Raw genomic sequence first — 24,785 nt, 5'->3', positions numbered from 1 at the left:
TGAAATCAATTAATTTGCAGTACTGAAATTACCAATCCACATTGAACAGAATACAAATCCAAAAGATGTAGAAACTGCAATTACCGCCACATTTAAAATGAACACACCAAATATGGAAGCAATATTAAATTCAACACTACTATCTCTCATATTAGCATAATATCCTCCCAATGTAGATATAAATGTCATTATGAACGAAATTAAAAAAACCCATTGAACAACAATAAACCAAAAATTCGGAATATCATGGTAAACTCCCAAATAGATGCCAATGGCAAATCCTATAATAATCTCAAAAATCATTATTTTTTCATTAATTTTTTGCACTTTATCCATAAATATCCTCACATTAATATTTGTGTAAATCATTTAAACTTTTTATCATTGATTCACGAATTGCATATTTTTTCTGTAAATTGCTGAGAGAATCAACCAAATCACGCCTAAATCGCTCACATGCATAATCATCATATGTGAATTTGATTCCTTCATATTGGATGTCCATCAGAATCAGATAGTCAGGTTCTGTGACCTTAATATAAGCCCTTGGCTCTTCAGGTTCGGGATTCAGCAGCCTTTCAACTTCATCCAAAGTCATCTTGCCAACTGCCACATCTATAAAAACCCTCATCATCTTCCTAACCATATTCCATAAAAATGACTCTCCATAAATATCAACAAATATCGGAGATAATGTATCATGGAGATTAGGAAATTCCCTTTTGTGATAATCATCCAAATTGACTTTCGTGATTTTAATATCATCAATTGTTCTTGTTGTTGTTTTTTGAAATCGTTTTGTGAAATTAGTGAAATTATGTGTGCCCTTAAAGACTTCAGCACACTCATTGAGCTTTTCAACATCCAAATCCTGGAAAAGCATATAGCGATACTGTCTCATTTGAGCATACCTGGGCTTAAAAGCATAACGAACAGGTGCACTTGCCAATATCTGAATATCATCAGACAGGGAATTGTTAATCTCATTTACCCGAACTTCCTTTTCAGACTGAAAACTGATTACATTGCCCAAACTGTGAACTCCAGCATCGGTTCTTCCGGCAATTCTGAATCGGGATTTTTTTAAATCATCAATGTAGTCAAGCTTGCGCAAATGATAGATTAACTCTTCTTCGACTGTTCTTAGATTAGGCTGTCTTTGAAAGCCGTGAAAATTAGTTCCGATATATCCAATTTTAAGTGCAGTTCGCTTCATCATTATAATATTTATTCTAATATAAAATAAGTTTTTAGTTACTATAGGGAGGAAAGCAAATAGCTTGATGAAAAGCTATTTGCCCAAATTATATGGCATACTATTGCGAGATAATCATGAAAAATGAAGATAATTAAAATTATTTTAAGTAGTTATATTGAGTTAATTTTAATTATCTAAATACTCTATGAGTAATATAATTAATAGTTATAGTAATACTTATTTAAAATTTGTCAAAAAGTATTACTGATTAAAATCCATAACAAACAAAAAAAAACAGCAATAAAATCGATGCCTACAATTATCAGCAATTTTTAGAAATCTAAAAGAAAAAATTAAAAAATATATCCCTTCAAATTATTCGAGTAATACTTTTATATTTTTAAAAAAATCCTTTAAAAACTTAAAGAGATAAGGCATTAATTTCTATTAAAAAAATAAAACTGTAAAATCAGTTTTTATAAAAAAAATTATTAATGAATGTGATACACTAAAAACAACCTAAAAAATGAAGGAAACTGAAGTATTACTTTCCTAAAAAAATAATACTGCACTTCAACTCAAATATTTTATCATATGAGTTGTCTCATCATAATCATCTTCTTCAATCGTGATTTCATAACCTGCAGATGTCCAAAATGGTATTCCGGACTCCAAGTATCTATGAGTATGAAGATATATCCTATCATATCCAACGCCTTTGGCAAATTCCTCCATAATGATTACTAATTTGCGAGCAATGCCGTGTCTTCTATAATTTTTATCCACCATCAATCTCCAAATACTTGCAGTATCCTCTTTGGAATAAATGCCTCTGAATAACTCATTATCAACATCATAGGCTCTGATAGCTGCAGTTGCAATAATTTCATCCCCCTCCAAGGCAATGTAAAAATTATTGGCAGGAGGCAAAAGATAATATTCGTCCATTCCATCAATATCATAATGGAATTTGGGAGTGGGGCCGATACCATAGACTTCCATAATCTGTCCATATAGAAAGTCCTTAACCGCCCTTATCTCATCAGGATTATTTTTAACTTCCCTAAACACAATATTCATAATATCACCCTAATCTAAAAAAAGAAATGAAAAAGAGAAACAGTATGTTTCCCTTATTCCTGTGCAGTCTCAGGATTGAGTAATTTTTCGACATTTTCCCCAATAAAGTCAAACAGCAATACAACAATTAATAATGACATACCAGGATAAAATGCCAACCACCAATAACCAGAGGATAGATAATGCATTGATTCAGCCAAAATTACACCAATTGCCGGTTCATGTGGAGGCAAACCAAATCCTAAAAATGTAATTGCCGCTTCGTGCATGATTGCATGAGGAAACATTAAAATAACTCCAACAATGATTTGAGATATAATCAAAGGCAAAATATGTTTTGTAGCAACCCATATTTTTGATTTGCCCAGGTTTTCAGCTAAATGAATGTATTCCTTGGTTTTAATTTCCTTAACTTCAGATCTTAAAACCCTTGCAAGAGGAGTCCAATGAGTCAGACCAACACCCATAATAACCCCAAATACTCCTCCACCAAACATGATGGAAATAAGGATGATTAAAAGGATATGAGGTATTGAACCGAACAAATCAATAATTCCGGCCACGGTTTCATCTGCAATCTTATTGAAACTTGAAAACAATCCTAAAATTATAGAAATAATTGTACTTACAGCAGATGCGATAAAACCTACCATGATACTTAATCCAAGCCCTGCAATTGTACGCTGAAACATGTCTCTTCCCATCCAATCTGTTCCGAAAATATGTTCTAAAGAGGGCATTTGATTTGCGCTAATAAAGCTTGTCGGAATATCTCTCATAAAATAGCCTGAAACAAATATGGTCACAATAACCAATGCGGAAAGTATGATAATGACAAGAGTTTTTGTTCTGAGATTAGCAGGGTATAAAAACCATTGCTTTTTATCATCAGTTTTCCTTTTCTTAATCATTAAATTCACTCTCCTTAATTCTTGGATCAATTAGGTAATAAGAGATATCAGCAAGTAGATTTCCAACAAATACAAATACTGCACTGAATACTACAATTCCTAAAAACAGAGGAACATCATTTTGAAGACCGGCAGCTACAGCCGTTTGACCGATTCCAGGATATGAAAATACCTGTTCTACCAAAACAGCCCCTCCAAACAATTCACTGAATGATAAAAATTGTAATGTTATCGCAGGCAACAATATATTTCTTATTCCATGATTTTTTACTAAATCCCAACCTTTTTCACCTCTTGATTTAGCGAATAATACATAATCAGAGGATAGAACTTGAATCAATTCGTTACGAGTATACATGGCAATCGGCGCCAAACCGACCAAACTCAATGTTAAAGTAGGAAGAACAAGTCTAGACGCCCATTCCATAAATGTTGCATCAGTACTTTTAACTCCAATAGGAACACCGAATCCAATCGGGAACAATCCTAAATAAACAGCAAAAATCATTAAAATAAGCATACCTACCCAAAATGAAGGTGCAGACTGAATTGCATAACAGTAAACCTTAACCGCTTTGTCAATCCATGAACCTTTATTTTTACCGGCTACAACTCCTAATAAAAATCCCAATACTCCGCTTAACAACCATGAAATCGCCATCAATACAATTGATGCTAAAAATTTATCAATGATGACATCCATCACCGGCATACGATAAATTAAGGAAGTTCCAAGATTTCCTTGAGCCAAATCAATTAGCCAGTGATAAATTTTTGTAGTTAATGGAACATTAGTGCCAAAATATTGATGTAAAATTTGTCTTTGTGCTTCTGATACTGCAGCTCCCTTCAAATAAGCATTAACCGGATCAATAGGGGATAAATCTAATAATACGAAACTGAATATTGCAACAGCAATCATCAAAATTATGAAACGTATTAACTTGTAACTAAAAAATTTAATTAATTTTTGTTTATTCAATGAAAATAACCCCCTTAAATTTTAAAAAAAATAAAAAAAGGAAAAAATGTTTAAGCTGTGGAATTGGTTCTAGTCCAATCACAGATATTAATTAAAACATCGTTTCCTAAACCATCAGGTTGTTCACCAATGTCAATTCCATTTTTAATGAAATAGTTGTAGTCGTAGTTTACGAGCCATGCGAATGGAGCGTCACCAGCAGGACCCCAACCTCCACCATTAACAAGAGCGGATTCAGACCATAATTTGTCAGCAGCATTGAAATCATTTGAATGCATTGCATCTTCCATCAATTTATCGGAATCAGTGTTGTTATATAAACCAGGGTTCATATAGAATTCATCAGCATCTTTGCTGTGGTATTGCTGATAGATGGATTTATATGGATCAGGAGAGGTTTGTTGCATTAATGCAGCTGAGCTATACATGTTTGCATAGATGGTATCCCAATCAGCACCTTTAAGATTTACTTCAATTCCAATTTCTTTTGCTTGTTCGGCAAATACTGTGGATAGAGATTGTCTGTCAAGATAATCTGGTGGATAGTATAAATCAAATGATGCTTTTACTCCATCTTTTTCAACGATACCATCACCATCAGTATCTTTCCATCCGCCTTCTTTCAAGATACGTTTTGCATCATCAATGTTTCCGTCTTTAACTTTTGAAGCATTATTTGCGTAATCTCTTGTGTCGACGCTTGTGTATTCAGGAGTTGCATGTCCTGCAAATACTTCATCACACATTTTTTGACGGTCCACACCGACATTTAATGCTTGTCTGATTGCTTTATCAGCAGTTACATTGTTACCAATTTTCCAACCGCTTTCATTAGTTACATTACCAGTGTCTTTAAGATAAGGGAAGGATACTCCTTGTGCCCTACCTGCAGATTTTTCAACAAATTGATATCCGTCAACACTTTGGTTTAATGCAGAAGTTGCCACTGGGACTACATCTACTTGACCTGATTTGGCGAGTTCCAACCAGGTTGATTCTTCAGGGAATAATAAGGTAATTTGAGTAAAGAATGGTTTGTCACCATAGTAGTTATCATTAACTTTGAAAATAGCTTGTTGACCTTTATCCCAATGGTCTAATACATAAGGTCCAGTACCAATAGGGTTTTCACCATAAGTGTTGTTGTCATACTCTTCAGGAACAATACCAACATATCTTAAATCATAGATAAATGTTGATCTAGGTTCAACCAAAGTAAATTCAACACAAGTATCATTTTTAGCAGTTACTTTCTCAAGATTTGTTAAATCCAAATCAGTTTCAGTTTTTTTTGCAGTGTTGAATGTAGTTTCTACATCTTTTGCATTGAAAGTTGAATTGTCTGAGAATTTAACGTCATTTCTTAAATTTACAGTCCATGTTTTTCCATCTCCACTGATAGAATAACCAGTAGCTAAATCTGGAACTATTTCTCCATTCTTATCTGTCTTAAATAAACAACTTTGTACTAAAGGATTATAATTTTGGTGCCCACATCCCCAACCGGTAAGCGGATCAAAACCAGATTTCGGTTCTTTAATGTTACTGTGTGCTGCAACTGTCAAATGTGTCGGGTCATTATCAGTTGACCCTCCCATTAATGCAAATGCAGCGACAGCAATAACAATAATTGCTGCAACAGCACCAATAATCATCATCGTCTTTTTTTCCATAATTTTCACCATATAAAAATTCTATATTAAAACAATAGTAATACTTTTCAATCAATAAATGCTCAATAAGTAATACTTTAATAAATTATTTTAATATTAGTAATATATATGACACATTTATATAAAAACATATTTATTACTTTTAAGTTTTATTTGAAAAATTATAAAAAATATAAAAAAAGTAATACCAAATGAACTAGAAGAACAAAATAATATTACTGAATTGCATAAATAAAAAAATTAAGAATGCAAAAAATAGATAACTGACGGTATAAAATCATACCAAAAGTATTACTTAAATACATTTAAATATGATTATGGTAAAATATTTGTCCATGAATTTATCCTCAAAACTTAAAAAATATTTAAAGAAAAAAGGTGCAAGCAAAGTGGGCTTTGCAGACATCACCAACTTTACGCCAAAGCCAGGATTAAATTCAGGTGTTATTTTTTATATCACTTATCCCAAAGAAATAATCAGAAATATGCAGAATGCACCAACACATGAATATCTTGAGGAATTGATTAGTTTAAATGCACGACTGGATGCACTGGGGATGGAATGTGAAGGATTCCTAATAGATAAAGGATATGATGCATATGCCCAAACAAAAAAGAGATTGGGAACCGATTTTGGTGAGTTCAATTCCTTTGAATTGCCCCACAAAACAATAGCTACTCGTGCAGGACTCGGCTGGATTGGAAAGTCCGCATTATTTACAACATTGAAATTTGGATCAGCATTAAGAATGTCTTCAGTTTTAACAAATGCTCCTTTAGATTATGGAACACCTATCCTCAAATCAAAATGCGGAAAATGCGAATCATGCAAGGATGCATGTCTTGGAGGAGCAATAAGCGGCAAGGAATGGAATTACAAAATGAAAAGAAATGAATTTTATGATGACCGAAAGTGTGAAAAATATGCGCTGAAAGTTTCAGAAGAAAATTTGGGAAAAGCAGATACAGTATGCGGAAAATGTATTTTCGCATGCCCACATACACAAAGATACATTAAACGATTATAGTTTTACGGCATATCTGAAATCATGTGCCTGAGGATTGATTTCCAATTCCTGAATTTGCTTATCCATATGGACTGTCAGCAATTCATCATTGGAATCCAGGGAAACAACAAAACCCATTTTTGTCCAAAATTCCAAAGCCCCTGGAAGATTTTTATGAGTATGCAAATATATATTATCGTATTCAGCATCATTTGCAAAATTTTCAGCAATATAAAACATCTTTGATGCCAGACCACAACGTCTGCATCTCTCATCAACAAACAGTCTCCATATGCTGGAGGTAGTATCCATTGAATAAAGATGTCTGAATTGAGGAAAATCCTTATCATATGCTCTTATACCAATTGTTGCAATAATCTCGCCAGTTTCTAAATATGCAACAAAGAAATTATTCCTTTCGGGATTAATATAGTATTCATCCAATCTTACAATGTCTTGATGCCATTCTGGAACATAGTCATATCCAAATTCCTTTTTTATCATCTTAAATAAAAATGTCTGAACATCCTCAATTTGTTTAGAATCATTGCTCAATTCTTTAATTATCACATTCATGGACAACACCAAAGATTATAAGTATTACAAAAAATGCTAAATTTATGTAATTAGTAATACTTTTTAGTAATTTTTGAATAACTTTAATATTGATAAAGTATAAATTAGTATATAAAATTTGTCATTTGAAATCCAAAGGTGGTTTAATGGAAAAATTATTAGATGTAGAAAATGTTTCAATTTCATTTATTCAATATACCAAAGGATTAAATCAAAGAGATTTAAAAGTCATAACTGATTTAACCTTAGATATATCTGAAGGAGAAATTTTAGCTGTATTAGGTTCAAGTGGATCAGGAAAAAGTTTACTTGCACATGCAATATTTGGAATTTTGCCAGAAAATGCAAACCTCAACGGAAAAATAAAATTCAAAGGAAAAGAATTATCCCAAGAGGATAAAGAGGAAATTAGAGGAAAAGATATTGTGCTCGTACCCCAATCAGTAAATTTTTTAGATCCATTAATGAAAATTTCAGACCAAGCCATAGGACATGTTGAATCCGATGCAGAGAAAAAAGAAAAGAAGGCCAAACAGAGGGAAATCTTTGAACATTATAACCTCGGTCCCGAAGTAGATGATATGTATCCATTCCAATTATCTGGAGGAATGGCAAGGAGAGTACTCGTTTCAACAGCACTATTATCCGATCCAAAACTTGTTGTGGCAGATGAGCCAACACCCGGACTCGATGAAAAAACAGTAGAAGAAACATTAAATCACTTTAAACATATGAAAGAAGACGGAATAGGAGTGCTCTTAATCACACACGACATTCATGCAGCACTTGAAGTAGCTGATAGAATCGGAATATTTTACTCAGGCTATGTTATTGAAATTGCTGAAAACAAAGACTTTTCAGGAGATGGGGAAAACCTGTTACATCCATACACAAAATCATTGTACAAGGCACTGCCTGCAAATGGTTTTGAACTTACAAAAGGACACCAGCCATTGCATGGAGAAATCCAAGATGGATGTCCATATTATGACAGGTGCGAAATGAGATTTGACAGATGCAGGGATGAACGACCACAACTTATCGACATAGGAAATAAAAAAGTCAGATGTTTTAAATATGAAGAAGGTGCATAACATGATACTTAAAGGAAGCAACATTTCATTTAAATATCCTTCAGCTAAAGAATACCTATTAAAGGACATCAACATAGAGATAGACGGCAGCAAAATCACAGGTTTGGTTGGAGACAGCGGAAGCGGAAAATCAACATTATGTAAAATACTTTCAGGATACATTACCAAATTTGAAGGAGAAGTTACATTAGATGGTAAAAAATTACCCAAAAAAGGATTTAAACCTGTACAATTAATTTACCAACATCCAGAAAAAGTTATGAATCCCAAATGGAAAATGAAACAGGTTTTAGAAGAATCCTGGGACGTGCCAGACGAACTATTATCCGAATTCGGTATTCAAAAAAGTTGGTTAACAAGATTTCCACAAGAACTTTCAGGCGGAGAACTTCAAAGATTTTCAGTCATCAGGTCTTTGAATCCAAATACAAAGTTCCTGATAGCAGATGAAATGACAACCATGCTTGACGCAATAACCCAAGTGCAAATTTTAACCTCCGTTATAGACATAGTTAAGGAAAGAAAGATGGGAATATTGCTTGTAAGTCACGATATGCCATTAGTTGATAAAATATGTGACGAAGTAATTTACTTTAAGGATATTAATGGTGTCTAATCATTAATATTCATCAATTTTTTAATCTGCCAATCCGCCCAAAGCATTGTAATATTATTTGAAACAATTTCGCCCAAGACAATGCCCATCCAAGCCCCCCATACACCATAACCTATATAAACACCAAACAAAACCGCAAAAAATATCGTAAATCCTGTTTCTCTCATTATTGTCTGAAACATTGCAGTCAATCCTTTACCAATACCCTGGAAAACATAGGTTGAAGCCACACCAACCGCCATTGTAGGATAATAAATCACAATCCAAGCAAGAAATACAGTCAGTTCAGAAGCGATTCTTGCACTGCTTCCGGATGATGTGAAAACTGATGCAATATCCCCTGCAAATAGATTTGTTAAAATCATTACAATAACTGCAATGACTATCGAAACTTTCATGGCATACCTATGAGCAATCTGAATGTTCTTATAGTTTTTTGCACCATAATTTGCAGCAATAATACTTATTAAAGCTGTTCCAATAGCTAAAAGAGGAGTTGTCCCGATTGTGACTATTCGCCAGCCTGTTGAATAAACAGCAACAGAATCTGTCGAGCCCACATAGGCTAAAAGTGCCGAGAAAACTGCCGCAAAGAATGCATTGTTCAGAAGCTGAATGCTGGCAGGAATGCCGACTTTAACAATATCAGTTGAAATTTCCTTTTTGAACTTGAAATTAATCATATTAGGTCTCAAATAAGTGTCTCTTTTAAAATAAAACCAATAGAGCAAAATTAAAATTACAAATAAAGAGGATATTATTGTAGCTATTGCTGCTCCTTTAACTCCCAAATTCAAATAATAAATAAAAATCGGGTCCAAAATCATATTTAAAATGGCTGATACAATCATGGCATACATTGGGCGGGTAGTATCCCCTTCACCTCTAAAAATACCATATAATGCATTTGAAAAGATTATGAAAACAGATCCTAATATGATTATCACTCCATAATCCGTCGCATAACCGATAGTTTGACCTGCACCCATTGCATTTAGAATCGGATTTAACAAGACCAATAAGGCCATAGTTAAAATCAGCGAAACAATTATATCCAAAATTATTGAATGAACAGAAGCATTATCCGCCTTTGGCTTATTTTCTTCACCGAGATATTTAGATATTGCAAAGGCTGCCCCGGAACCTAAACCATTCCCAAAGCCAACTAAAATCATAAATATTGGTGTGAAAAATCCAACACCTGCAAGAGCATCGGCGCCAAGACCGGAAACCCACACGGCATCAATTAGATTATAAAAACTGGTTATAAGCAATGAAACAATCAAAGGAATGGACATCTTTATTAATGCTCTTTTAGGGTTTTGAAGCATAATGTCTACACTATTTGATGAATCATTACTTAACATAAGTTAATATTAAAATTTTTTAAATATATATCTTTAATTATTCAGCTGTTCGAATCTTTAAACAAGACAAAGTAAAAAAAAATAAGTTGTTGCAAAATTTGCAACAACACAAAAAAGGGAAAAAGAAGATGATTTTGAAAAATGAAATAAATAATATGCTCAAATGAGCAAATTAGATTTAAAGATTATTTATTTCATCAAAATATAAAATATCATCACATATTACTTCAAGCAATTCAGGGTCATGACTGACCGCCAATATTCCAATGTTATTGGCTTTAGCATGATTTATCAGCTTTTCCCATATCTGCACCTGTGTAACTGCATCAAGCATAGTGGAAATCTCATCTGCAATGATGAATTTTGTTTCGGGATTGATTGCCCTCAATATGCTAAAACGCTGCAATTCTCCTCCGGAAAGCTCATTAGGCCAACGGGTCAACCATTGATCTTTAAGGCCAAATGTATCTCTCAACTCTTTAGGAGGAGTCCATGATTCATTTAATACCTTTTCCATTTTCCATTTTGGATTCATTGTTTTTTCCGGATGTTGAAAAATCAATTGAACAGGATAAAAACCCTTATCCGGAATTTTATTGCCGTCCAAGGTTACTTCTCCAGAATAATGAGTGATATAACCCGCTAATATTTTACATAATGTAGATTTGCCGCTACCGCTATCACCCATCAAACCGATTATTTGATTGCTGTCGACAGATATGGAAAAATCCTTCAATATCTGCCTTTTCTTATTATATGAAAAAGAAATGTTATTTGCCTTAAGCTCCATCGTTAGCCCCCTTGAAATTGAAACATCTAATCATTATTCCATCATGCTCAACCAGTTCAGGCTTATTATCCTTACACTTATCCAAACGGATTGGACAATTTTCCCAATAAGGACATCCCGGAAGGTCTTCCAATGGCTGAACACCTTCAGTTAATTGGAACCCATTTCGTGGTAAAGAATTAATTAAAGCTTTGGTATAAGGATGCAAAACGTTATCCACATTTTTGAAGTTTTCTACAGTGTTTATTTCAATAACATAACCCGAATAGAATATTGCAATCCTGTCCGCAGTTTTTAAAGCAACATCAATCTCGTGAGTAATCAGCAAAACACCTTTACCCTGCTCTCTCAAATTTTTTATATCCTCAATGGTTTCCTTGACACTCTTTGCATCAAGACCAGGTGTTGGTTCATCAGCAATTAACAAATTAGGATTGCCAATTAATGCAGTGGACAACAATACTTTTCTTGCCATTCCTCCAGACAATTCAAAAGGATATAAATCATCCACACTTTCATCCAAACCATATTTGCTGAAGATTTCCCTTTGTCTTATCTTTTTCTCATCATGCTCCTTTTCATTCTTGCATTCCCCGATTGCCTGTTCGGACACTTTCATAAGAGGGTCCAGGAAATTCACAGATTGGGGAATAAGGCAAATTTCTTTTCCCCTTAATTTTTCCTTCAAATCCTGGTCCAAAACATTTCCGTTATACCTAATTTCTCCAGTCACATGAGAGTTATAAGGCAGAATCCCTAAGATTGAATGTGCCAAAAGACTTTTACCCGAACCGCTGGAACCCAAAACCGCAACAATTTCGCTTTCGCCGACATCAATTGTCAAATCAGATATTACTTTTGTATCATGCCTATTCAATCCTTGAACATACTGTGTAAAAGATATTGATAAATAATTTACTTCCAATAATTTTCCCATAATATCACCACCTAGTTATTTGCCTGCGAAGGATCAAATAATCGTTTTAAATTATCTCCAATAATATCAAACAGCAGCACAACAATCAACAATGCCAGTCCAGGGAAGAATGCCAACCACCAAGCTCCCATTGCAAGGTAGGTCATTGATTCGGATAAAATTATACCGATTGCAGGCTCATGAGGTGACAAACCGAAACCTAGGAATGTTACACTTGATTCGTGCATGATTGCATGTGGGAAAACAAGCAATGTCCCTACAAATATCTGAGACAATACCAGAGGCAAAATATGTTCCTTTGCAATCCATAATTTGCCCTTACCGAATCTTTTAGACAGAGAAACATATTCGGAAGTGTTTATCTGCAATACTTCAGCCCTAAGCACCCTTGTTAAATTAACCCAATGTGAAAATGCAACAGCCATGATTACACCAAATGCCCCTTTTCCCAATGCGATAGATATCATCATAATCAATAGGATATGGGGAATTGATGCAAACAAATCAATCAGCCATGATACAAATTCATCACAGTATTTATTGACGCTTGCAAGAAATGCTAAAAGGGTAGCTATGATACTGGAAATTATGGATGCTCCAATACCTATTATGATACTTAAGCTTAAACCTTTAAGAGTCCTGATGAACATGTCCCTTCCCATCCAGTCAGTACCGAAAATATGGTCAAATGACGGAGGCCGCATCTTGATACTGAAATCTGTTGGTAAATTGGCATCAATCATCATTCCACTAATGAAAATGACAGCTAAAAGCAATCCTGTGAGTGCAATAGTCAGCAGGGTCTTTTGCCTTAAGTTCAAAGAACTGAAGAGTCCCCGATTATACCATGGAGTATCACTCATCGTCTTCACCTCTCAATCTTGGGTCGACATACTCATAAATCATATCTGCAATTAGATTTCCTACAAATACGAAAATGGTACTGATAATAACAACACCCAACAGCAGTGGAACGTCAGACCTCAGTCCCGCTGCTACGGTTGCCTGACCGATACCGGGATAGGCAAATACCTGTTCAACAAGAATAGTTCCGCCGAACAATTCATTGAATGACATGAACTGTATTGTAATTGCAGGAAGCAAGATATTTCTTATTCCATGATTCTTAATTATGCCCCAGAAACTTTCTCCTCTTGCTTTTGCAAATAATACATAATCGCTTTGCTTAACGCTGATGAGCTTATCCCTTGTAAACATTGTAATGGAGGCGATTCCAACAATACTTAATGTGATTGCAGGTAAAATCAATCTATATAACCATTGCCAAAATGTTACCGTATCGGACAACTGGCCGATTGGAACTGAAAGTCCAATAGGGAACCATCCCAAATATACTGAAAAAACCATTAAAAGCACTAATCCTATCCAAAATGTAGGTGTTGACTGCAGGATATAACAATAAGTTTTAATAGCCTTATCTATCCAGGTACCCTCTTTTGCACCTGCAAGAACTCCTAAACCAAAACCGACAATGGCAGATATGATCCAGGAAACCGCCATAAGAATGAATGATGCTGTGAATTTTTGCATGATAACTTCAGTTACGGGCACCCTATAAATTAATGAAAAGCCCATGCTTCCGGAAGCTAAAGTCGAAAGCCAACCAAATACCCGATCACCTAAAGACAGATTTGTTCCCCAATATTCCCCCATGATTGCCAATTGTTCCTGACTGACAATTCTTTGCCCAAGATAAGCTTTAACAGGGTCGATTGGAGATAATTGAATCATTATAAAACTGATTGCTGCAATAACAATTAATAAAATTAGTAATCTAATAGCCTTATATCCTAAAAATTTAGCTAATTTTTTATTGTTAATTTTAACCATCTCATATAAATTTGTTTTCAAAAAAAAGAATTAAAAAAATGATTTATAAAAATAAACCATTTTAATAATTAATTATGCTTGAGTTTCGTTGACACGTTTCCAATCGTAGATGTTACCCCATATGTCTCCACCGTGTGGATAAATGAGGTGAGTGCTGTTGGAAATGTCCAAGTCATCACTTACGAAGTAAGTGTAATCTACAGATCCAATCCATAGGTATGGATATTTGGATGTAGCCTGTTGAGCTGCTTGAGACCAGGTGCTGTATGAAGCGTTTAAGTCTTGAGCCATAGCCGCATCGATTAATGCATCTACCGCACTCTCGTTAAGGCCTTCTGGATTATCATAACTTGTATATGCAACTCTTGAATCATACTGATGTTCGATTTCAAACGGATCTGCTGAACCGAATCCCCATACAACTCCTTGGGAGTATATGTTAGGGTCGATGTCGTCCCAGCTTCCTCCTACCGGAGTAATGTCAATTCCTATTTCTTTAGCTTGTTCTGAAACAGCCACTGCAATTGCCTGTCTTTCAGTTGCTTTTGAGTTGTAGTATACTGAAAATGCTGCAGGAGTTCCATTTTTCTCTACAATTCCATCACCGTTTGTATCTTTCCATCCTGCATTTGAGAGGATTTCTTTTGCTTGGTTAACGTTACCGTCTTTGAAAGTGGAATTGAACGCCCAAGGCAATTGACTTGCCACACCATTGTATGACACATTACCATATCCATTGAATGCGCCATCCAACAATGATTGTCTGTTAATACCAACGTTCAATGCTTCCCTGACAGCAGGGTCGCCAGTTACATTGTTACCGATAGTGACATTGTCTTCACTTACTTTTCCTGTATCCATTTCAGTAGGTAATGAAATTCCACGTACGTCAATAGAATCGAAGTATTCCATGTGATATCCTTTTACAGATTCATTTGCATATGCAAGTTGTACTTCAGCAATGTCAACATCACCGTTTTTAACTGCCGCAAATGCTGCATCAGGATCTAAGAATAGGTTGGTTATTTTTTCGAAGTATGGTTCTTTTCCATAGTAGTCAGGGTTTTTCTCTAAGATAAATTGTTGTCCTTTATCCCATTGAGCCAGTTTATAAGGTCCTGATCCTATTGGATTTTGACCATATGTTTCGTTGTTGTAACCTGCTTCCGGTACGATACCGACATCAGTCAATTTGTTGATGAAAGTTGAATCAGATTTATTGAGAGTGAATACTACTTTATTTCCATCAGCCTTGGCTTCATTCATGGAACTTAAATCTGCTCCTTCACCCATTTCTTTTGCAGTGTTGTATGAAAATGCCACATCTTTTGCGGTTAATTTTGAACCGTCAGTGAAATTGACATCATCACGAATAGTCACAGTGTATTTTTTATAGTTATCAGATATTTTGTAATCTGTCGCCAAATCATTTACGAAATTATTGTCCTTATCCCTTTTGAGAATTGTACTTTGTATAAGAGGTTCTGTTCCGGAATCATGGTATCCCCAACCGTGCATTGGGTCGAAACCAAATTCAGGCTCTTCTCCATGAGCAGCAACACAAGCTACCAATTCATTAGGAGCATGATGTGTGTTCCCGCCTCCCAAAACAACTGCACCAATACCGACTATTGCGATAATGGCCACAACTGCACCGATAATATATTTTGTTTCCATTTTATTTTCCTCATTAAAAATTAAATCTAAAGTAATATCAACCGAGTATTACTTTTTTATAAATTATTAATTAATTAGTAATACTTATTAAATAAAAGATATTACAATTAATATTTTCAGAAAAAGAACTATTTAAAAATTTCTATAAAATCAATCCGAACTTAAAAATAGTATTAATTATTTGAGAATTAACGCTTAAAAGTATTACATTTTGAAAATATTGCTTAAAAAATCTAAAAAAAGAAGGTTTAAAAAAAAAATAGTGATTAGAATAGTGGATCTTTCACCATTCCAATTCTAAATGAATTCAGGATAACAAACAATGTTAAACCTAAATCCCCAAATCCGACAGACATCATCAGTGTGATAATTCCTAAAACAGCCAAGATTACACATAATAATTTGACTGCTATAGCCAGAGTGATGTTCTGTTTGATAATGCCCATTGTCTTATGGCTTAAAGCCAACAAATACGGTAGTTTTGAAATATCATCCTGCATCAAAGCAACATCAGCGGTTTCAATGGCCACATCAGAACCTGCCGCACCCATTGCAATACCTATATTTGCACGTGCAAGGGCAGGCGCATCGTTTATGCCGTCACCAACCATGGCAACATCACCAAACTTGTTTCTGATGGCATCCAAGATGTTCAACTTGTCTTCAGGAAGCAGATTGGAGAAAACATGCTGGATTCCAATCTCTTCAGCAACTTTTGTGGCCGCCATCTTATTATCACCAGTGAGCATTACAGTTTCTACACCTTTTGCCTTTAAATCGGCAATAACTTCAGAAGCATTTGACCTGATTTTATCGGATACTGTAATCATACCCATTACATTTTTAGCATTACCAACAAAGACTATTGTTTTTCCTTCAGATGAAAAACTATTAATCTCATCTCTTGATATCTCAAATGAGCTTCCTTCAATTAAGGACTCATTAGCGGCATAAAATTGTTCGCCTTTGATGTTTGCAACAATTCCCTTGCCTGGAACGTTTTTAAACTCATCCACACTGTCAAAAATGATATCGTTTTCATCGGCATAGTTTACAATAGCCTGAGCAATCGGGTGAGAAGACTGGAATTCCATTGCTGCCGCAATTCTGACAATTTCCTCTTCCGAATAAGTTTCATCCAATACTTTAACATCACTCAATGCCAATTTTCCTTCTGTTAAAGTACCTGTTTTATCAAAGATTACTGCCTTGATATTACGCATCTCTTCAACATAGGTACTGCCTTTAATGATAACACCGTTTCTAGTGGCAGAAGTGATAGCAGAAACCATTCCAACAGGTGTTGAAATTAAAAATGCACAAGGACATGAAATTACCAGAAGTGAAAGAGCCTTATAAACCCAATCAACCAGTGGCTGGCCCAATAGGAATGGCGGGATAACTGCAATGCAAATCGCAGCAACCATCATGATTGGAGTATAATATTTGGCCACCTTTTCAACCATAGTTTCAGTTTCAGACCTGTTGAGCTGTGATCTTTTGACCAATGTTACGATTTTTGAGATGACTGAATCCTTAGCCGCTTTGGTCACTTCGATTTCCAGATATCCCTCTTCATTAACAGTACCTGAAAATACCTCATCACCAACTTCCTTTAAAACAGGCACACTTTCACCAGTAATGGAAGCCTGATTGATTGATGAAGAACCTGAAACAACTTTTCCATCCAAAGGAACCTTATCTCCAGGCTTTACAATGACAATGTCACCGACTTCAACTTCATCAACATGTTTTATCTCTTCCCTATCTCCAACTTTAACCCTTGCGTTATCCGGAGCTATTTCAACCAATGACTTGATTGAACGTTTTGCCCTGTGTTCGGCATAGTCTTCTAAGAATTCTGCAATATAATAAAGGAAGGTTACTGCGGCACCTTCTTCAGGATGACCTATGATAAATGATGCAACACAAGCGATACACATCAGAATTGCAGGGCCGACAGTGTGCCTATTGACCAATGATTTATATGCCAAAATAGCTATCTCATAACCTGCAATGGCAGCACCAATCATATAAGTGATAGTTACAACAGTAGGGCTGAATGATAACCATTCAAAAACATGGCCTAAAACAAACAGAATACCGCTTGAAACAATGATTTGTATAGGCCTGTTCGCAATTAATGGCTTTCCTTCCGCCAACAGCTCATCATCACCATGGGAATGTTCATGTCCATGGTCATCATCATCTGCACAATCCGGACAACCACATAAGCTAAATTCAACATCTTCATCATGGTTATGGTCATGACAACCACAATCATCATCAGTACAAACCTGATTTTCATCATGATGATGCTCGTGATCATGCCCATGCTCATGTCCATGGTGATGCTCGTGACCGTGCTCATGGTCGTGATGATGCTCATGATGATGCTCATGACCGTGCTCATGCTCATGATGATGTTCGTGATCATGGCCATCATCATCTGCACAATCTGGACAGCCGCAAAGGCTTATGTCAACATCCTCATCATAATCAATTTCTTCACGATGGTCATGTACGCTTAAATCAGTTTTTTCTTGATAATCTCTTAGCAACTTCTTATCATAATGATCGGGATTTTCACAGTGAATCTCATCACAGTTCGGATCCAAACAGATGTAGTTAAAATGTTCCGGATTGTGACAGTTTTCGTCGTCACAATCTGCATCATAACATCTATTTTCTTCCATTTTATCACCAATTAAAAATTATTCTAATATATGTTCCAATCCCACTTTGTAAATCATTTCTATGTGAAGGTCTGTGAGCGAATATCTTGCCATCTTACCCTCTTTTTGGTATTTGACAATATTATTTGCACGCAATATTCTCAATTGATTTGAAACTGTTGTTTGGTTTAAATCAAGTGCTTCACAAATATCACAAACACACAAATCTTCAATACTAAGCAGGGAAATAATTTTTAATCTTGTCGGATTTCCAAATATTTTGAAAAATTCTGATAGCTCAGCGAATTCAGCTTCGTCAGGTATGCGTTCTCTTACACGGCCAACAACATCCTCATGAGAGTTGAAGACTTCACACATATCATCGTTTTCGTTTTCAAGATTATTTTTTTTCATTTCCATCACATATATTATATATTTACATATTATGATATGTTTATGTATTTAAATGTTGTCATATCATGATATCGTGATATGTTAATCTAAAAAAATAAATGTGTTATTTTTTAACAACACCCGTCAATGTTCCGTCAATGACACAGTCAAAATCTATCTTTTCCAGCCAGCCTGCTTTGGCGAACATGTCCATGAAGCAAACGCCGATTAAAAGACCATCATCTTTTAGGATGCTATTGACCAAAGCCTTTACATCTTCTGTATCAACATCATATTTCGGCATTGACAATCCGCCCAGCAATACGACTGCATCGGAATCATTCGGATTTGAAACCTCATCATTCAAGACCATTGCATAATCTTTGGCTTCAAACTGATGGCAGTCATCTGCATCCAGCAACGGAATGAAATAGGTTTGCCTATCCCTTACGACATAAGCCAACAGTTCGGCAAATGGAGTGCAGACTCCTGGAGACCCCACAAATGTTATCTTTTGTGAGTCTCCGACTTCATTTTTGAATGACACGAGCTGTCCTGTAATTCCCTTCCAATCATTTACATTTTCCATATTTTATCACCTTAAATCATAAATTAGTAAGAATGCCCTAAATGGTGAAGCTTCCTTCAAAGACCTTATTTTTCAAGTCTTCATGAGGTCTGTCACGACTGAATTCGAATGTTTCTGGATTTGCAACATACATGTGCGCCAGTGCAATTCCAATGTCGACCTGATTCCATGCATCCATCTTCTTATTCAAGCGTATTCTGCGCTTATTCCTGTATACATTATAGCTGCCGTCATCATTGTGGGTGAAATACCAAGTCTGAGAATTTGCAGCAGAGGGAGCATATCTTGCAGGCATCAGCCTGTCATCACGCGTGTCTGAAATCTCACATATTATTTTCCTTTCAAACTGAGAGAGTTCTCTATAGATTTCGCCTTGTGGCCTACCGAACATCATCAAAATTACAAAATCCTGTTCAGGATTAGGATTTTCATAATTTTTAGGACTTCCGGCACCTATCCAGCAGGACCCGATTCCATTGCTTTGAAGATACAAATCAACCTGCTGAAATATGAAACCGATATTCTGCAGGTAATTTTCCTTACTTTCTGAAAATATCAACAAATAATGAGGAGATTTGAATCTCTGAAGCATTCTGACGTTTTCAGATCCGACAATATCATAGCTCCATTTGATGTTGGGATTCAAGACCCTGGTATTGTCAATGAATGTCCTTAATCCATCCAATGTCTTTGAGTCCAATGGAGTCTTATCATACTTTCTGATAGACTGCCTTTTGTATATCGCTTCCTTTAAATCCATATTATCAACAATCATGATTAATCAATATCGAAATATCTTAAAGAAGAATACATTTGAAAAAAATAAAAAGAGAAAGTAATTGGCGAAGCAATTACTTTTTGACTACCAATTTTGATTTAGCGGTCTCATTTTTGTAGCGGACCACCATCTTGTATGTTTTGCCTAAACTGAGCTTGACAACATTCTTCTTAAAGGTAAGTTTCACTATTTTGTTACTGAGCATCTTAACAGACAAGGTAATTTTTGCTATACCCTTCTTGTTGGTTTTTACGGCGAATATTTTACCTTTAAACTTGAAGGAAACCTTTTTGCCAGCAATTGCTTTTCCGTTACTCCATTTGAGAGTTGCCTTTAGGACCAATTTTTTAGCAGTCTTTTTGACTGTAAATGACTTTTTGGCCTTTAGGGTGTTTTTGACCTTAAGTGTCTTTGTGACAGTGGTTCCCTTAAATGTTGAAGTAATGGCATAAGTCTTCGGCATCAGCCTGATTGGCAATGTAGCATAACCGTCCTTGTCGATTTTTTCCACATATGTTATGCCGTTCACGGTTATTTTAACTGTTTCGCCCACAGCAGGATTTCCATCCTCGTCAAATACCTGAATTCTGTAATTTGATCCCAGATAATCCATTACTAAATCATCAGCGGATATTCTAGGCACACACTTGATTTCAACAGAATATTGGGCATTGACAATTGATGCGGTTATGATTCCTTTCTTGCCGTTTGAGGAGAACTTGATGACATCTCCAAAGGTGGATATGTTTTTGTCAGCATTACCATTTGTTGAGGTTATTCCCAAATCAACAGGCTCCAAAATAGAGGCATTATATTTCCCGATAGAACCTGCAACATTATAACGGAACAAATCAAAGACAACATCAGAACTTCCCAAATATTGAACAGGATTAGGGTTGGCTGTGGCATTTAAGAATAGCCATGCACTGCAATCGGCAGTACCATTGATTAATGGTAACTCTTTGTAATTAGTGGCATTATGCCCAAACCAATTATCATTAGCATTCAATTTTGAACCGCTGCTATGATAGATATCATAAGCTCTTACGGCATTCAAGAGAATATTTCTGGTTATATTTGTACCATCTGCGGATTCGACATAGATGATTGATTTAGCCTGATTGTTCATAAATAAACAATAGGATATTGTATCTTCGATGCTTTCACGATAGAAAGAAACAATTCCCTCATCCATAGCATTATTGCTTATGAAATTAGAGTTGATATCATTTTCGATTGATGTTGCATTAATTAAAATCGCACCGCCTTCATAAGCGCCATTATATACGAAACGGGAATAAATAGCATTGTTATTGAAAGGCCTAGTCATTTTAAGTTTAGGAATCTCAATTCCATATACAAATATTGCACCTCCTGCCAAAGCGGAGTTCAATACATAATCACCTGTGAACATGGAATTCTCAGCGGCTCCAACAATGCATATTGCACCTCCCAAACCGACAGGCAAAGCATGGTCATTATATTCGATTATTTCAGGAACAATAGCATCTCCCATCTGATAATTAACGACTGTATTATTTACAAAATGAGCGTTTATTTGAGAAGCATTGACATAGCATGCACTAATTGCACCGCCTATCGCAGCGGTGTTGTTTACAAAGAAACCGTCGATATTGGAATATTGTAAAAATGGAAGATCCATTGCACCACCAATCTTAGCGCTGTTCTTAATGAAATAGCCGGTAATGTTGGAATTTATTACTAAGTCAACACCACCTATTGCACCGCCCAACTCGGTAGCCCTGTTTTCTACAAAGGTACCGTTGATTTTGGAATTTTCCAGAATTCCATCAATGCAGATTGCACCTCCCCATGCAAGAAGGTCAGCACCAATTAAATCTACATCATTCAATGCATCATTTGAAATGAAATTACCGGAAATGTTAGTCTGGTTTGCGAAAACAGCAAAGATTGCTCCACCTTGAACAGCATAGTTGAATAAGAAATCACCCTCAATGGTGGAATCCTTTACAACAGGAAGGAACAATGAACCGCCGACTCTTGCATGATTGGACTCAAAACTGCCTAAAATGAAAGAGTTTTTTACAACCCCAAGAACAGATATGGCACCGCCTGTATTAGCACCTTCGTTATTTGTAAACTCACCGACAATATTGGAATTTTCAACCTCGCCGGCAACAGTTATAGCGCCACCAAAACCAAGGCCCATCTCATGTGCCTGAGTAAAGTTAAAAATATATTCTAAAATCTTTTCATCAACATATTCACTGAGATATGCTTCAATTTCCTCCACATCAATAAACTCCATGAGGTTTAAATCTGCAGTGTTATTTATGAAATCTGAATCTATATTCGCATCGCAAATGAAGTTTGTATTTATTGCTCCACCTATCAAAGCTGTGTTGTTTACAAATTTAGCAGAAATATTGGAATTTTTTATAGATGGAGTATTTAGTGCACCTCCAAGCAGAGCAATGTTATGCATGAAACTGCCGGTGACATTGGACCTGTCTATGCCTTCCATAACAAATATCGCTCCGCCCATACTGATAGCATGGTTAAATACAAAGTCCCCTTCAATCGATGAATCCTCGATAACTCCATTGGAGAATATAGCTCCTCCAAGACAATGCATATCGTCAGTTAATGGAAAGTACTCAAGGAATTGTACAGTATTATTGAAGAAATCACCATCTATTTTCGTGCGGATAATGCTTCCAGTAGTATAAATTGCACCACCCATAAGAGCAGAGTTATTTGCAAAATAAGCGGAAATCAATGAGTTTTCGATGGTTCCATTGACAAATATCGAACCACCCTTGAGGGCATGGTTGTTTATGAAATCGCCACCAATATAACTGTTTACCAGTCCATTCTCAAAATTAAGTGCATTTTTGAATGTTATTCCAGTGATGTTAATTTCACGAGCTTCAACAAAGAAAATTGTGCCTTCGCCTTTTGCATCGAATACAACTTCACCAGGGCCAAAACCTGTAAATGTTAAATTATGATTGATTGTCAATCCTATATTCTCTTCAATACCAGTATATTCTCCAGCAGCAATATGAATTATGTCTCCATCTTTCCTACCTTCTGCGCTTAAAGCGCTATTTAAATTTGAATAGGGGTTTTCAGAAGTCCCATATTCATCACCGGTATAACTGGAATTTACATAACATTCTGACACATCAGTTAAGATTTCTCCATTATTTGACGCTGACAATGCATCATCGCTTTCATCATTCGCAGATACCTTTAAAGTATCATCCTGTATTTCGTCTGTCTTTATATCATTTGTTATTGTGTTTATTTGTGTATTATTTTCTATGGCGGCAACATCGCCAGTGTCTTCAGCTGCACTAACAGTAGAAACTGCAACCAAAGATATGAAAAATATTGCAAGCACCATCCATTTCTTGTCCAACATAAAAGTATCATCTCGCTAACTTTTAGTCAATAATATGTTTATATTTAAAGTATATTTATTTATTGGCATTATCAAAAAAAAATGTTGAATAATTTTTACAAAAATTAGCAAAATATAAATGTTGGTTCGAAATGTTAAAATTCCAGTTGCTCAGCAAGGCACATCTTGCAAACCGCATTCGGAGATTCGAGATTGGCATCCTTGACCGGACAGTAGAATTTGCCGTCCTTCTCTTCAACATATAGGGAACCTGGAAACGGTGTGCCCACCGGATGGATGGGTTCCTCCAGAATAAAAGTGGTGTAAATTGAAATTATCCCATAGATTAACGGGAATTTGGTTTTTGAAGTGACTGATTCATTAATATGATATGACTTTAAGGTGGATATGGCATCAATAAACTCCTCTTTATCAATGTCATGTTCATACTTGTTATCGTCGCTGTGAACATCCTTGATGCGACCTAAAAAGTATTTGACGTAGACACCATGACTTTTTTGTTTATAGTTATCCTGCACATATTTGCTTTCCTCAATCATTTCCGCATTGACCTTCATCAAATCAAATACTGAAATGGTTCCCGCATATTCCTTCAATATATCTAAAACGGATTCTGTTGAGATGCTTTCCTCGTTTGAAACAACATTTGAAAAATCATCATACATATTCACTGAATCATTCATAAAACCATCTGAAATATAATATCTCAATTAAAAAATAAAAGGGTTTCGCATGACTTGATTATTCCATTCTCAGACCATTTCAAATGCCTAGAATATGCTCTTTAAAAATTCAAAAAAAATAAATATGAATTTTAAGAAAGAACTTAGTTGTCTTTAAATTTTGAATTATAATTCAGAAAATGATAGCTATGAATGAAAATTACATGACAACAAACAGATTGGAAGCATTTTATGATGCAATTATCGCAATCATAGTAACAGTTTTGGTTTTGGAATTGCCGCAACCTGCCACTGCATCAATTGAATCAATTTTAGCGCTTAAAACTGCATATTTTGCATATCTGATAAGTTTTTTAGTTTGCACCAACCTGTGGCAATACCATCATATAATATACAATCATGTTGAAAGAATCACCCCAAAAATCATTTGGCAAAACATAATATTGCTGCTGGTTATTTCATTACTTCCTTATTTAACTACATTTGTTGCCAATAATCC

The 24,785-nt window shown here is 35.4% G+C and carries 23 protein-coding genes; 4 read left to right on the top strand and 19 right to left on the bottom strand.

What is annotated here, in order from left to right; all coding sequences use genetic code 11:
- Window positions 1-9 precede the first annotated feature (9 nt).
- The 6 genes from QZ138_RS07175 to QZ138_RS07150 form a co-directional block, all read right to left on the bottom strand.
- A complete protein-coding gene (locus QZ138_RS07175) occupies window positions 10-336 on the bottom strand; it encodes a hypothetical protein (RefSeq protein ID WP_292888010.1) in 327 nt (108 codons plus the stop codon).
- Window positions 337-349: 13 nt separating this feature from the next.
- Window positions 350-1,216 (bottom strand): tRNA pseudouridine(38-40) synthase TruA, encoded by an 867-nt coding sequence (truA, locus tag QZ138_RS07170; protein WP_342765670.1) that lies wholly within the window; start codon window positions 1,214-1,216, stop codon window positions 350-352.
- A 555-nt stretch (window positions 1,217-1,771) separates the two neighbouring features.
- Window positions 1,772-2,278 (bottom strand): GNAT family N-acetyltransferase, encoded by a 507-nt coding sequence (locus QZ138_RS07165; RefSeq protein WP_292888004.1) that lies wholly within the window; start codon window positions 2,276-2,278, stop codon window positions 1,772-1,774.
- A 53-nt stretch (window positions 2,279-2,331) separates the two neighbouring features.
- Entirely contained in the window at window positions 2,332-3,189 is an 858-nt protein-coding gene (locus QZ138_RS07160) for an ABC transporter permease (RefSeq protein ID WP_292888001.1), read from the bottom strand.
- Window positions 3,182-4,111, bottom strand: a complete 930-nt coding sequence (locus QZ138_RS07155) for an ABC transporter permease (protein WP_292888033.1) — start codon at window positions 4,109-4,111, stop codon at window positions 3,182-3,184. The genes QZ138_RS07160 and QZ138_RS07155 overlap by 8 nt, the downstream gene beginning before the upstream one ends.
- 110 nt (window positions 4,112-4,221) lie before the next feature.
- A complete protein-coding gene (locus tag QZ138_RS07150; protein ID WP_292604425.1) occupies window positions 4,222-5,844 on the bottom strand; it encodes an ABC transporter substrate-binding protein in 1,623 nt (540 codons plus the stop codon).
- A 335-nt stretch (window positions 5,845-6,179) separates the two neighbouring features.
- On the opposite strand from QZ138_RS07150, the gene QZ138_RS07145 reads away from it, so the two are divergent.
- On the top strand, window positions 6,180-6,872 hold the full coding sequence (locus QZ138_RS07145; RefSeq protein ID WP_292887998.1) for a 4Fe-4S double cluster binding domain-containing protein: 693 nt from the start codon (window positions 6,180-6,182) through the stop codon (window positions 6,870-6,872).
- On the opposite strand, the gene QZ138_RS07140 is transcribed toward QZ138_RS07145, so the two are convergent.
- Complete coding sequence (locus tag QZ138_RS07140) at window positions 6,867-7,427, bottom strand: GNAT family N-acetyltransferase (RefSeq protein ID WP_292887995.1); 561 nt, start codon at window positions 7,425-7,427, stop codon at window positions 6,867-6,869. The two genes, QZ138_RS07145 and QZ138_RS07140, sit on opposite strands and share 6 nt — an antisense overlap.
- A gap of 146 nt (window positions 7,428-7,573) precedes the next feature.
- Here QZ138_RS07140 and QZ138_RS07135 point away from each other — a divergent pair, with 146 nt between their 5' ends.
- Window positions 7,574-8,521 carry an ABC transporter ATP-binding protein gene (locus tag QZ138_RS07135; RefSeq protein WP_292887992.1) on the top strand — a complete coding sequence of 316 codons (948 nt, stop codon included), beginning with the start codon at window positions 7,574-7,576 and terminating at the stop codon, window positions 8,519-8,521.
- 1 nt (window position 8,522) lies between these two features.
- The gene (locus tag QZ138_RS07130; protein WP_292888030.1) at window positions 8,523-9,137 is read left to right on the top strand and encodes an ABC transporter ATP-binding protein; all 615 of its coding nucleotides are present in this window, start codon (window positions 8,523-8,525) and stop codon (window positions 9,135-9,137) included.
- Here the strand turns inward: QZ138_RS07130 and QZ138_RS07125 are convergent.
- From QZ138_RS07125 to QZ138_RS07070, 12 genes are all read right to left on the bottom strand, one after another.
- Window positions 9,134-10,504, bottom strand: coding sequence for an MATE family efflux transporter (locus tag QZ138_RS07125; RefSeq protein WP_292887989.1), 1,371 nt, complete (start codon window positions 10,502-10,504; stop codon window positions 9,134-9,136). The two genes, QZ138_RS07130 and QZ138_RS07125, sit on opposite strands and share 4 nt — an antisense overlap.
- A 178-nt stretch (window positions 10,505-10,682) precedes the next feature.
- Window positions 10,683-11,294, bottom strand: a complete 612-nt coding sequence (locus tag QZ138_RS07120) for an ABC transporter ATP-binding protein (RefSeq protein ID WP_292887986.1) — start codon at window positions 11,292-11,294, stop codon at window positions 10,683-10,685.
- Window positions 11,284-12,231 (bottom strand): ABC transporter ATP-binding protein, encoded by a 948-nt coding sequence (locus tag QZ138_RS07115; RefSeq protein WP_292887983.1) that lies wholly within the window; start codon window positions 12,229-12,231, stop codon window positions 11,284-11,286. The genes QZ138_RS07120 and QZ138_RS07115 overlap by 11 nt, the downstream gene beginning before the upstream one ends.
- An 11-nt stretch (window positions 12,232-12,242) precedes the next feature.
- Window positions 12,243-13,094: an ABC transporter permease gene (locus QZ138_RS07110; RefSeq protein ID WP_292604408.1), complete on the bottom strand. Its 852-nt coding sequence runs from the start codon at window positions 13,092-13,094 to the stop codon at window positions 12,243-12,245.
- Window positions 13,087-14,082 carry an ABC transporter permease gene (locus QZ138_RS07105; protein ID WP_292887980.1) on the bottom strand — a complete coding sequence of 332 codons (996 nt, stop codon included), beginning with the start codon at window positions 14,080-14,082 and terminating at the stop codon, window positions 13,087-13,089. Before QZ138_RS07105 ends, QZ138_RS07110 begins: the two co-directional genes overlap by 8 nt.
- Before the next feature lie 72 nt (window positions 14,083-14,154).
- Complete coding sequence (locus tag QZ138_RS07100; protein ID WP_292887978.1) at window positions 14,155-15,759, bottom strand: ABC transporter substrate-binding protein; 1,605 nt, start codon at window positions 15,757-15,759, stop codon at window positions 14,155-14,157.
- A gap of 266 nt (window positions 15,760-16,025) precedes the next feature.
- The gene (locus QZ138_RS07095) at window positions 16,026-18,455 is read right to left on the bottom strand and encodes a cation-translocating P-type ATPase (RefSeq protein WP_292887976.1); all 2,430 of its coding nucleotides are present in this window, start codon (window positions 18,453-18,455) and stop codon (window positions 16,026-16,028) included.
- A gap of 18 nt (window positions 18,456-18,473) precedes the next feature.
- A complete protein-coding gene (locus QZ138_RS07090) occupies window positions 18,474-18,854 on the bottom strand; it encodes a helix-turn-helix transcriptional regulator (protein WP_292604402.1) in 381 nt (126 codons plus the stop codon).
- A gap of 97 nt (window positions 18,855-18,951) precedes the next feature.
- Window positions 18,952-19,416: a DUF2124 domain-containing protein gene (locus tag QZ138_RS07085; RefSeq protein WP_292887973.1), complete on the bottom strand. Its 465-nt coding sequence runs from the start codon at window positions 19,414-19,416 to the stop codon at window positions 18,952-18,954.
- A 37-nt stretch (window positions 19,417-19,453) separates the two neighbouring features.
- Window positions 19,454-20,191 (bottom strand): nitroreductase family protein, encoded by a 738-nt coding sequence (locus QZ138_RS07080; RefSeq protein ID WP_292887970.1) that lies wholly within the window; start codon window positions 20,189-20,191, stop codon window positions 19,454-19,456.
- Between the two features lie 76 nt (window positions 20,192-20,267).
- Window positions 20,268-23,603 (bottom strand): hypothetical protein, encoded by a 3,336-nt coding sequence (locus QZ138_RS07075; protein ID WP_292887967.1) that lies wholly within the window; start codon window positions 23,601-23,603, stop codon window positions 20,268-20,270.
- 134 nt (window positions 23,604-23,737) lie between these two features.
- Window positions 23,738-24,286 carry a DUF2115 domain-containing protein gene (locus QZ138_RS07070; protein WP_292887963.1) on the bottom strand — a complete coding sequence of 183 codons (549 nt, stop codon included), beginning with the start codon at window positions 24,284-24,286 and terminating at the stop codon, window positions 23,738-23,740.
- Window positions 24,287-24,474: 188 nt separating this feature from the next.
- Between QZ138_RS07070 and QZ138_RS07065 the strand changes: the two genes are divergently transcribed.
- On the top strand, window positions 24,475-24,785 hold a 311-nt coding region (locus tag QZ138_RS07065), incomplete at its 3' end, for a TMEM175 family protein (RefSeq protein WP_292887960.1).

Origin of the sequence: Methanobrevibacter sp. UBA212, from assembly GCF_905233225.1 — an archaeon.
GTDB lineage: Archaea > Methanobacteriota > Methanobacteria > Methanobacteriales > Methanobacteriaceae > Methanocatella.
The sequence above is the reverse complement of the archived record's forward strand: the minus strand, read 5'-3'. Positions and strand labels throughout refer to the sequence as shown.

What these genes read in the sequence shown, in the direction of transcription:
- truA (WP_342765670.1), bottom strand. Translation starts at nt 1,216, where the DNA reads ATGAAGCGAACTGCACTTAAAATTGGATATATCGGAACTAATTTTCAC.
- QZ138_RS07110 (WP_292604408.1), bottom strand. Translation starts at nt 13,094, where the DNA reads ATGAGTGATACTCCATGGTATAATCGGGGACTCTTCAGTTCTTTGAAC.
- QZ138_RS07160 (WP_292888001.1), bottom strand. Translation starts at nt 3,189, where the DNA reads ATGATTAAGAAAAGGAAAACTGATGATAAAAAGCAATGGTTTTTATAC.
- QZ138_RS07090 (WP_292604402.1), bottom strand. Translation starts at nt 18,854, where the DNA reads ATGGAAATGAAAAAAAATAATCTTGAAAACGAAAACGATGATATGTGT.
- QZ138_RS07175 (WP_292888010.1), bottom strand. Translation starts at nt 336, where the DNA reads ATGGATAAAGTGCAAAAAATTAATGAAAAAATAATGATTTTTGAGATT.
- QZ138_RS07140 (WP_292887995.1), bottom strand. Translation starts at nt 7,427, where the DNA reads ATGAATGTGATAATTAAAGAATTGAGCAATGATTCTAAACAAATTGAG.
- QZ138_RS07075 (WP_292887967.1), bottom strand. Translation starts at nt 23,603, where the DNA reads ATGTTGGACAAGAAATGGATGGTGCTTGCAATATTTTTCATATCTTTG.
- QZ138_RS07085 (WP_292887973.1), bottom strand. Translation starts at nt 19,416, where the DNA reads ATGGAAAATGTAAATGATTGGAAGGGAATTACAGGACAGCTCGTGTCA.
- QZ138_RS07155 (WP_292888033.1), bottom strand. Translation starts at nt 4,111, where the DNA reads ATGATTGCTGTTGCAATATTCAGTTTCGTATTATTAGATTTATCCCCT.
- QZ138_RS07135 (WP_292887992.1), top strand. Translation starts at nt 7,574, where the DNA reads ATGGAAAAATTATTAGATGTAGAAAATGTTTCAATTTCATTTATTCAA.
- QZ138_RS07115 (WP_292887983.1), bottom strand. Translation starts at nt 12,231, where the DNA reads ATGGGAAAATTATTGGAAGTAAATTATTTATCAATATCTTTTACACAG.
- QZ138_RS07095 (WP_292887976.1), bottom strand. Translation starts at nt 18,455, where the DNA reads ATGGAAGAAAATAGATGTTATGATGCAGATTGTGACGACGAAAACTGT.
- QZ138_RS07125 (WP_292887989.1), bottom strand. Translation starts at nt 10,504, where the DNA reads ATGTTAAGTAATGATTCATCAAATAGTGTAGACATTATGCTTCAAAAC.
- QZ138_RS07070 (WP_292887963.1), bottom strand. Translation starts at nt 24,286, where the DNA reads ATGAATGATTCAGTGAATATGTATGATGATTTTTCAAATGTTGTTTCA.
- QZ138_RS07150 (WP_292604425.1), bottom strand. Translation starts at nt 5,844, where the DNA reads ATGGAAAAAAAGACGATGATGATTATTGGTGCTGTTGCAGCAATTATT.
- QZ138_RS07130 (WP_292888030.1), top strand. Translation starts at nt 8,523, where the DNA reads ATGATACTTAAAGGAAGCAACATTTCATTTAAATATCCTTCAGCTAAA.
- QZ138_RS07100 (WP_292887978.1), bottom strand. Translation starts at nt 15,759, where the DNA reads ATGGAAACAAAATATATTATCGGTGCAGTTGTGGCCATTATCGCAATA.
- QZ138_RS07105 (WP_292887980.1), bottom strand. Translation starts at nt 14,082, where the DNA reads ATGGTTAAAATTAACAATAAAAAATTAGCTAAATTTTTAGGATATAAG.
- QZ138_RS07165 (WP_292888004.1), bottom strand. Translation starts at nt 2,278, where the DNA reads ATGAATATTGTGTTTAGGGAAGTTAAAAATAATCCTGATGAGATAAGG.
- QZ138_RS07120 (WP_292887986.1), bottom strand. Translation starts at nt 11,294, where the DNA reads ATGGAGCTTAAGGCAAATAACATTTCTTTTTCATATAATAAGAAAAGG.
- QZ138_RS07080 (WP_292887970.1), bottom strand. Translation starts at nt 20,191, where the DNA reads ATGATTGTTGATAATATGGATTTAAAGGAAGCGATATACAAAAGGCAG.
- QZ138_RS07145 (WP_292887998.1), top strand. Translation starts at nt 6,180, where the DNA reads ATGAATTTATCCTCAAAACTTAAAAAATATTTAAAGAAAAAAGGTGCA.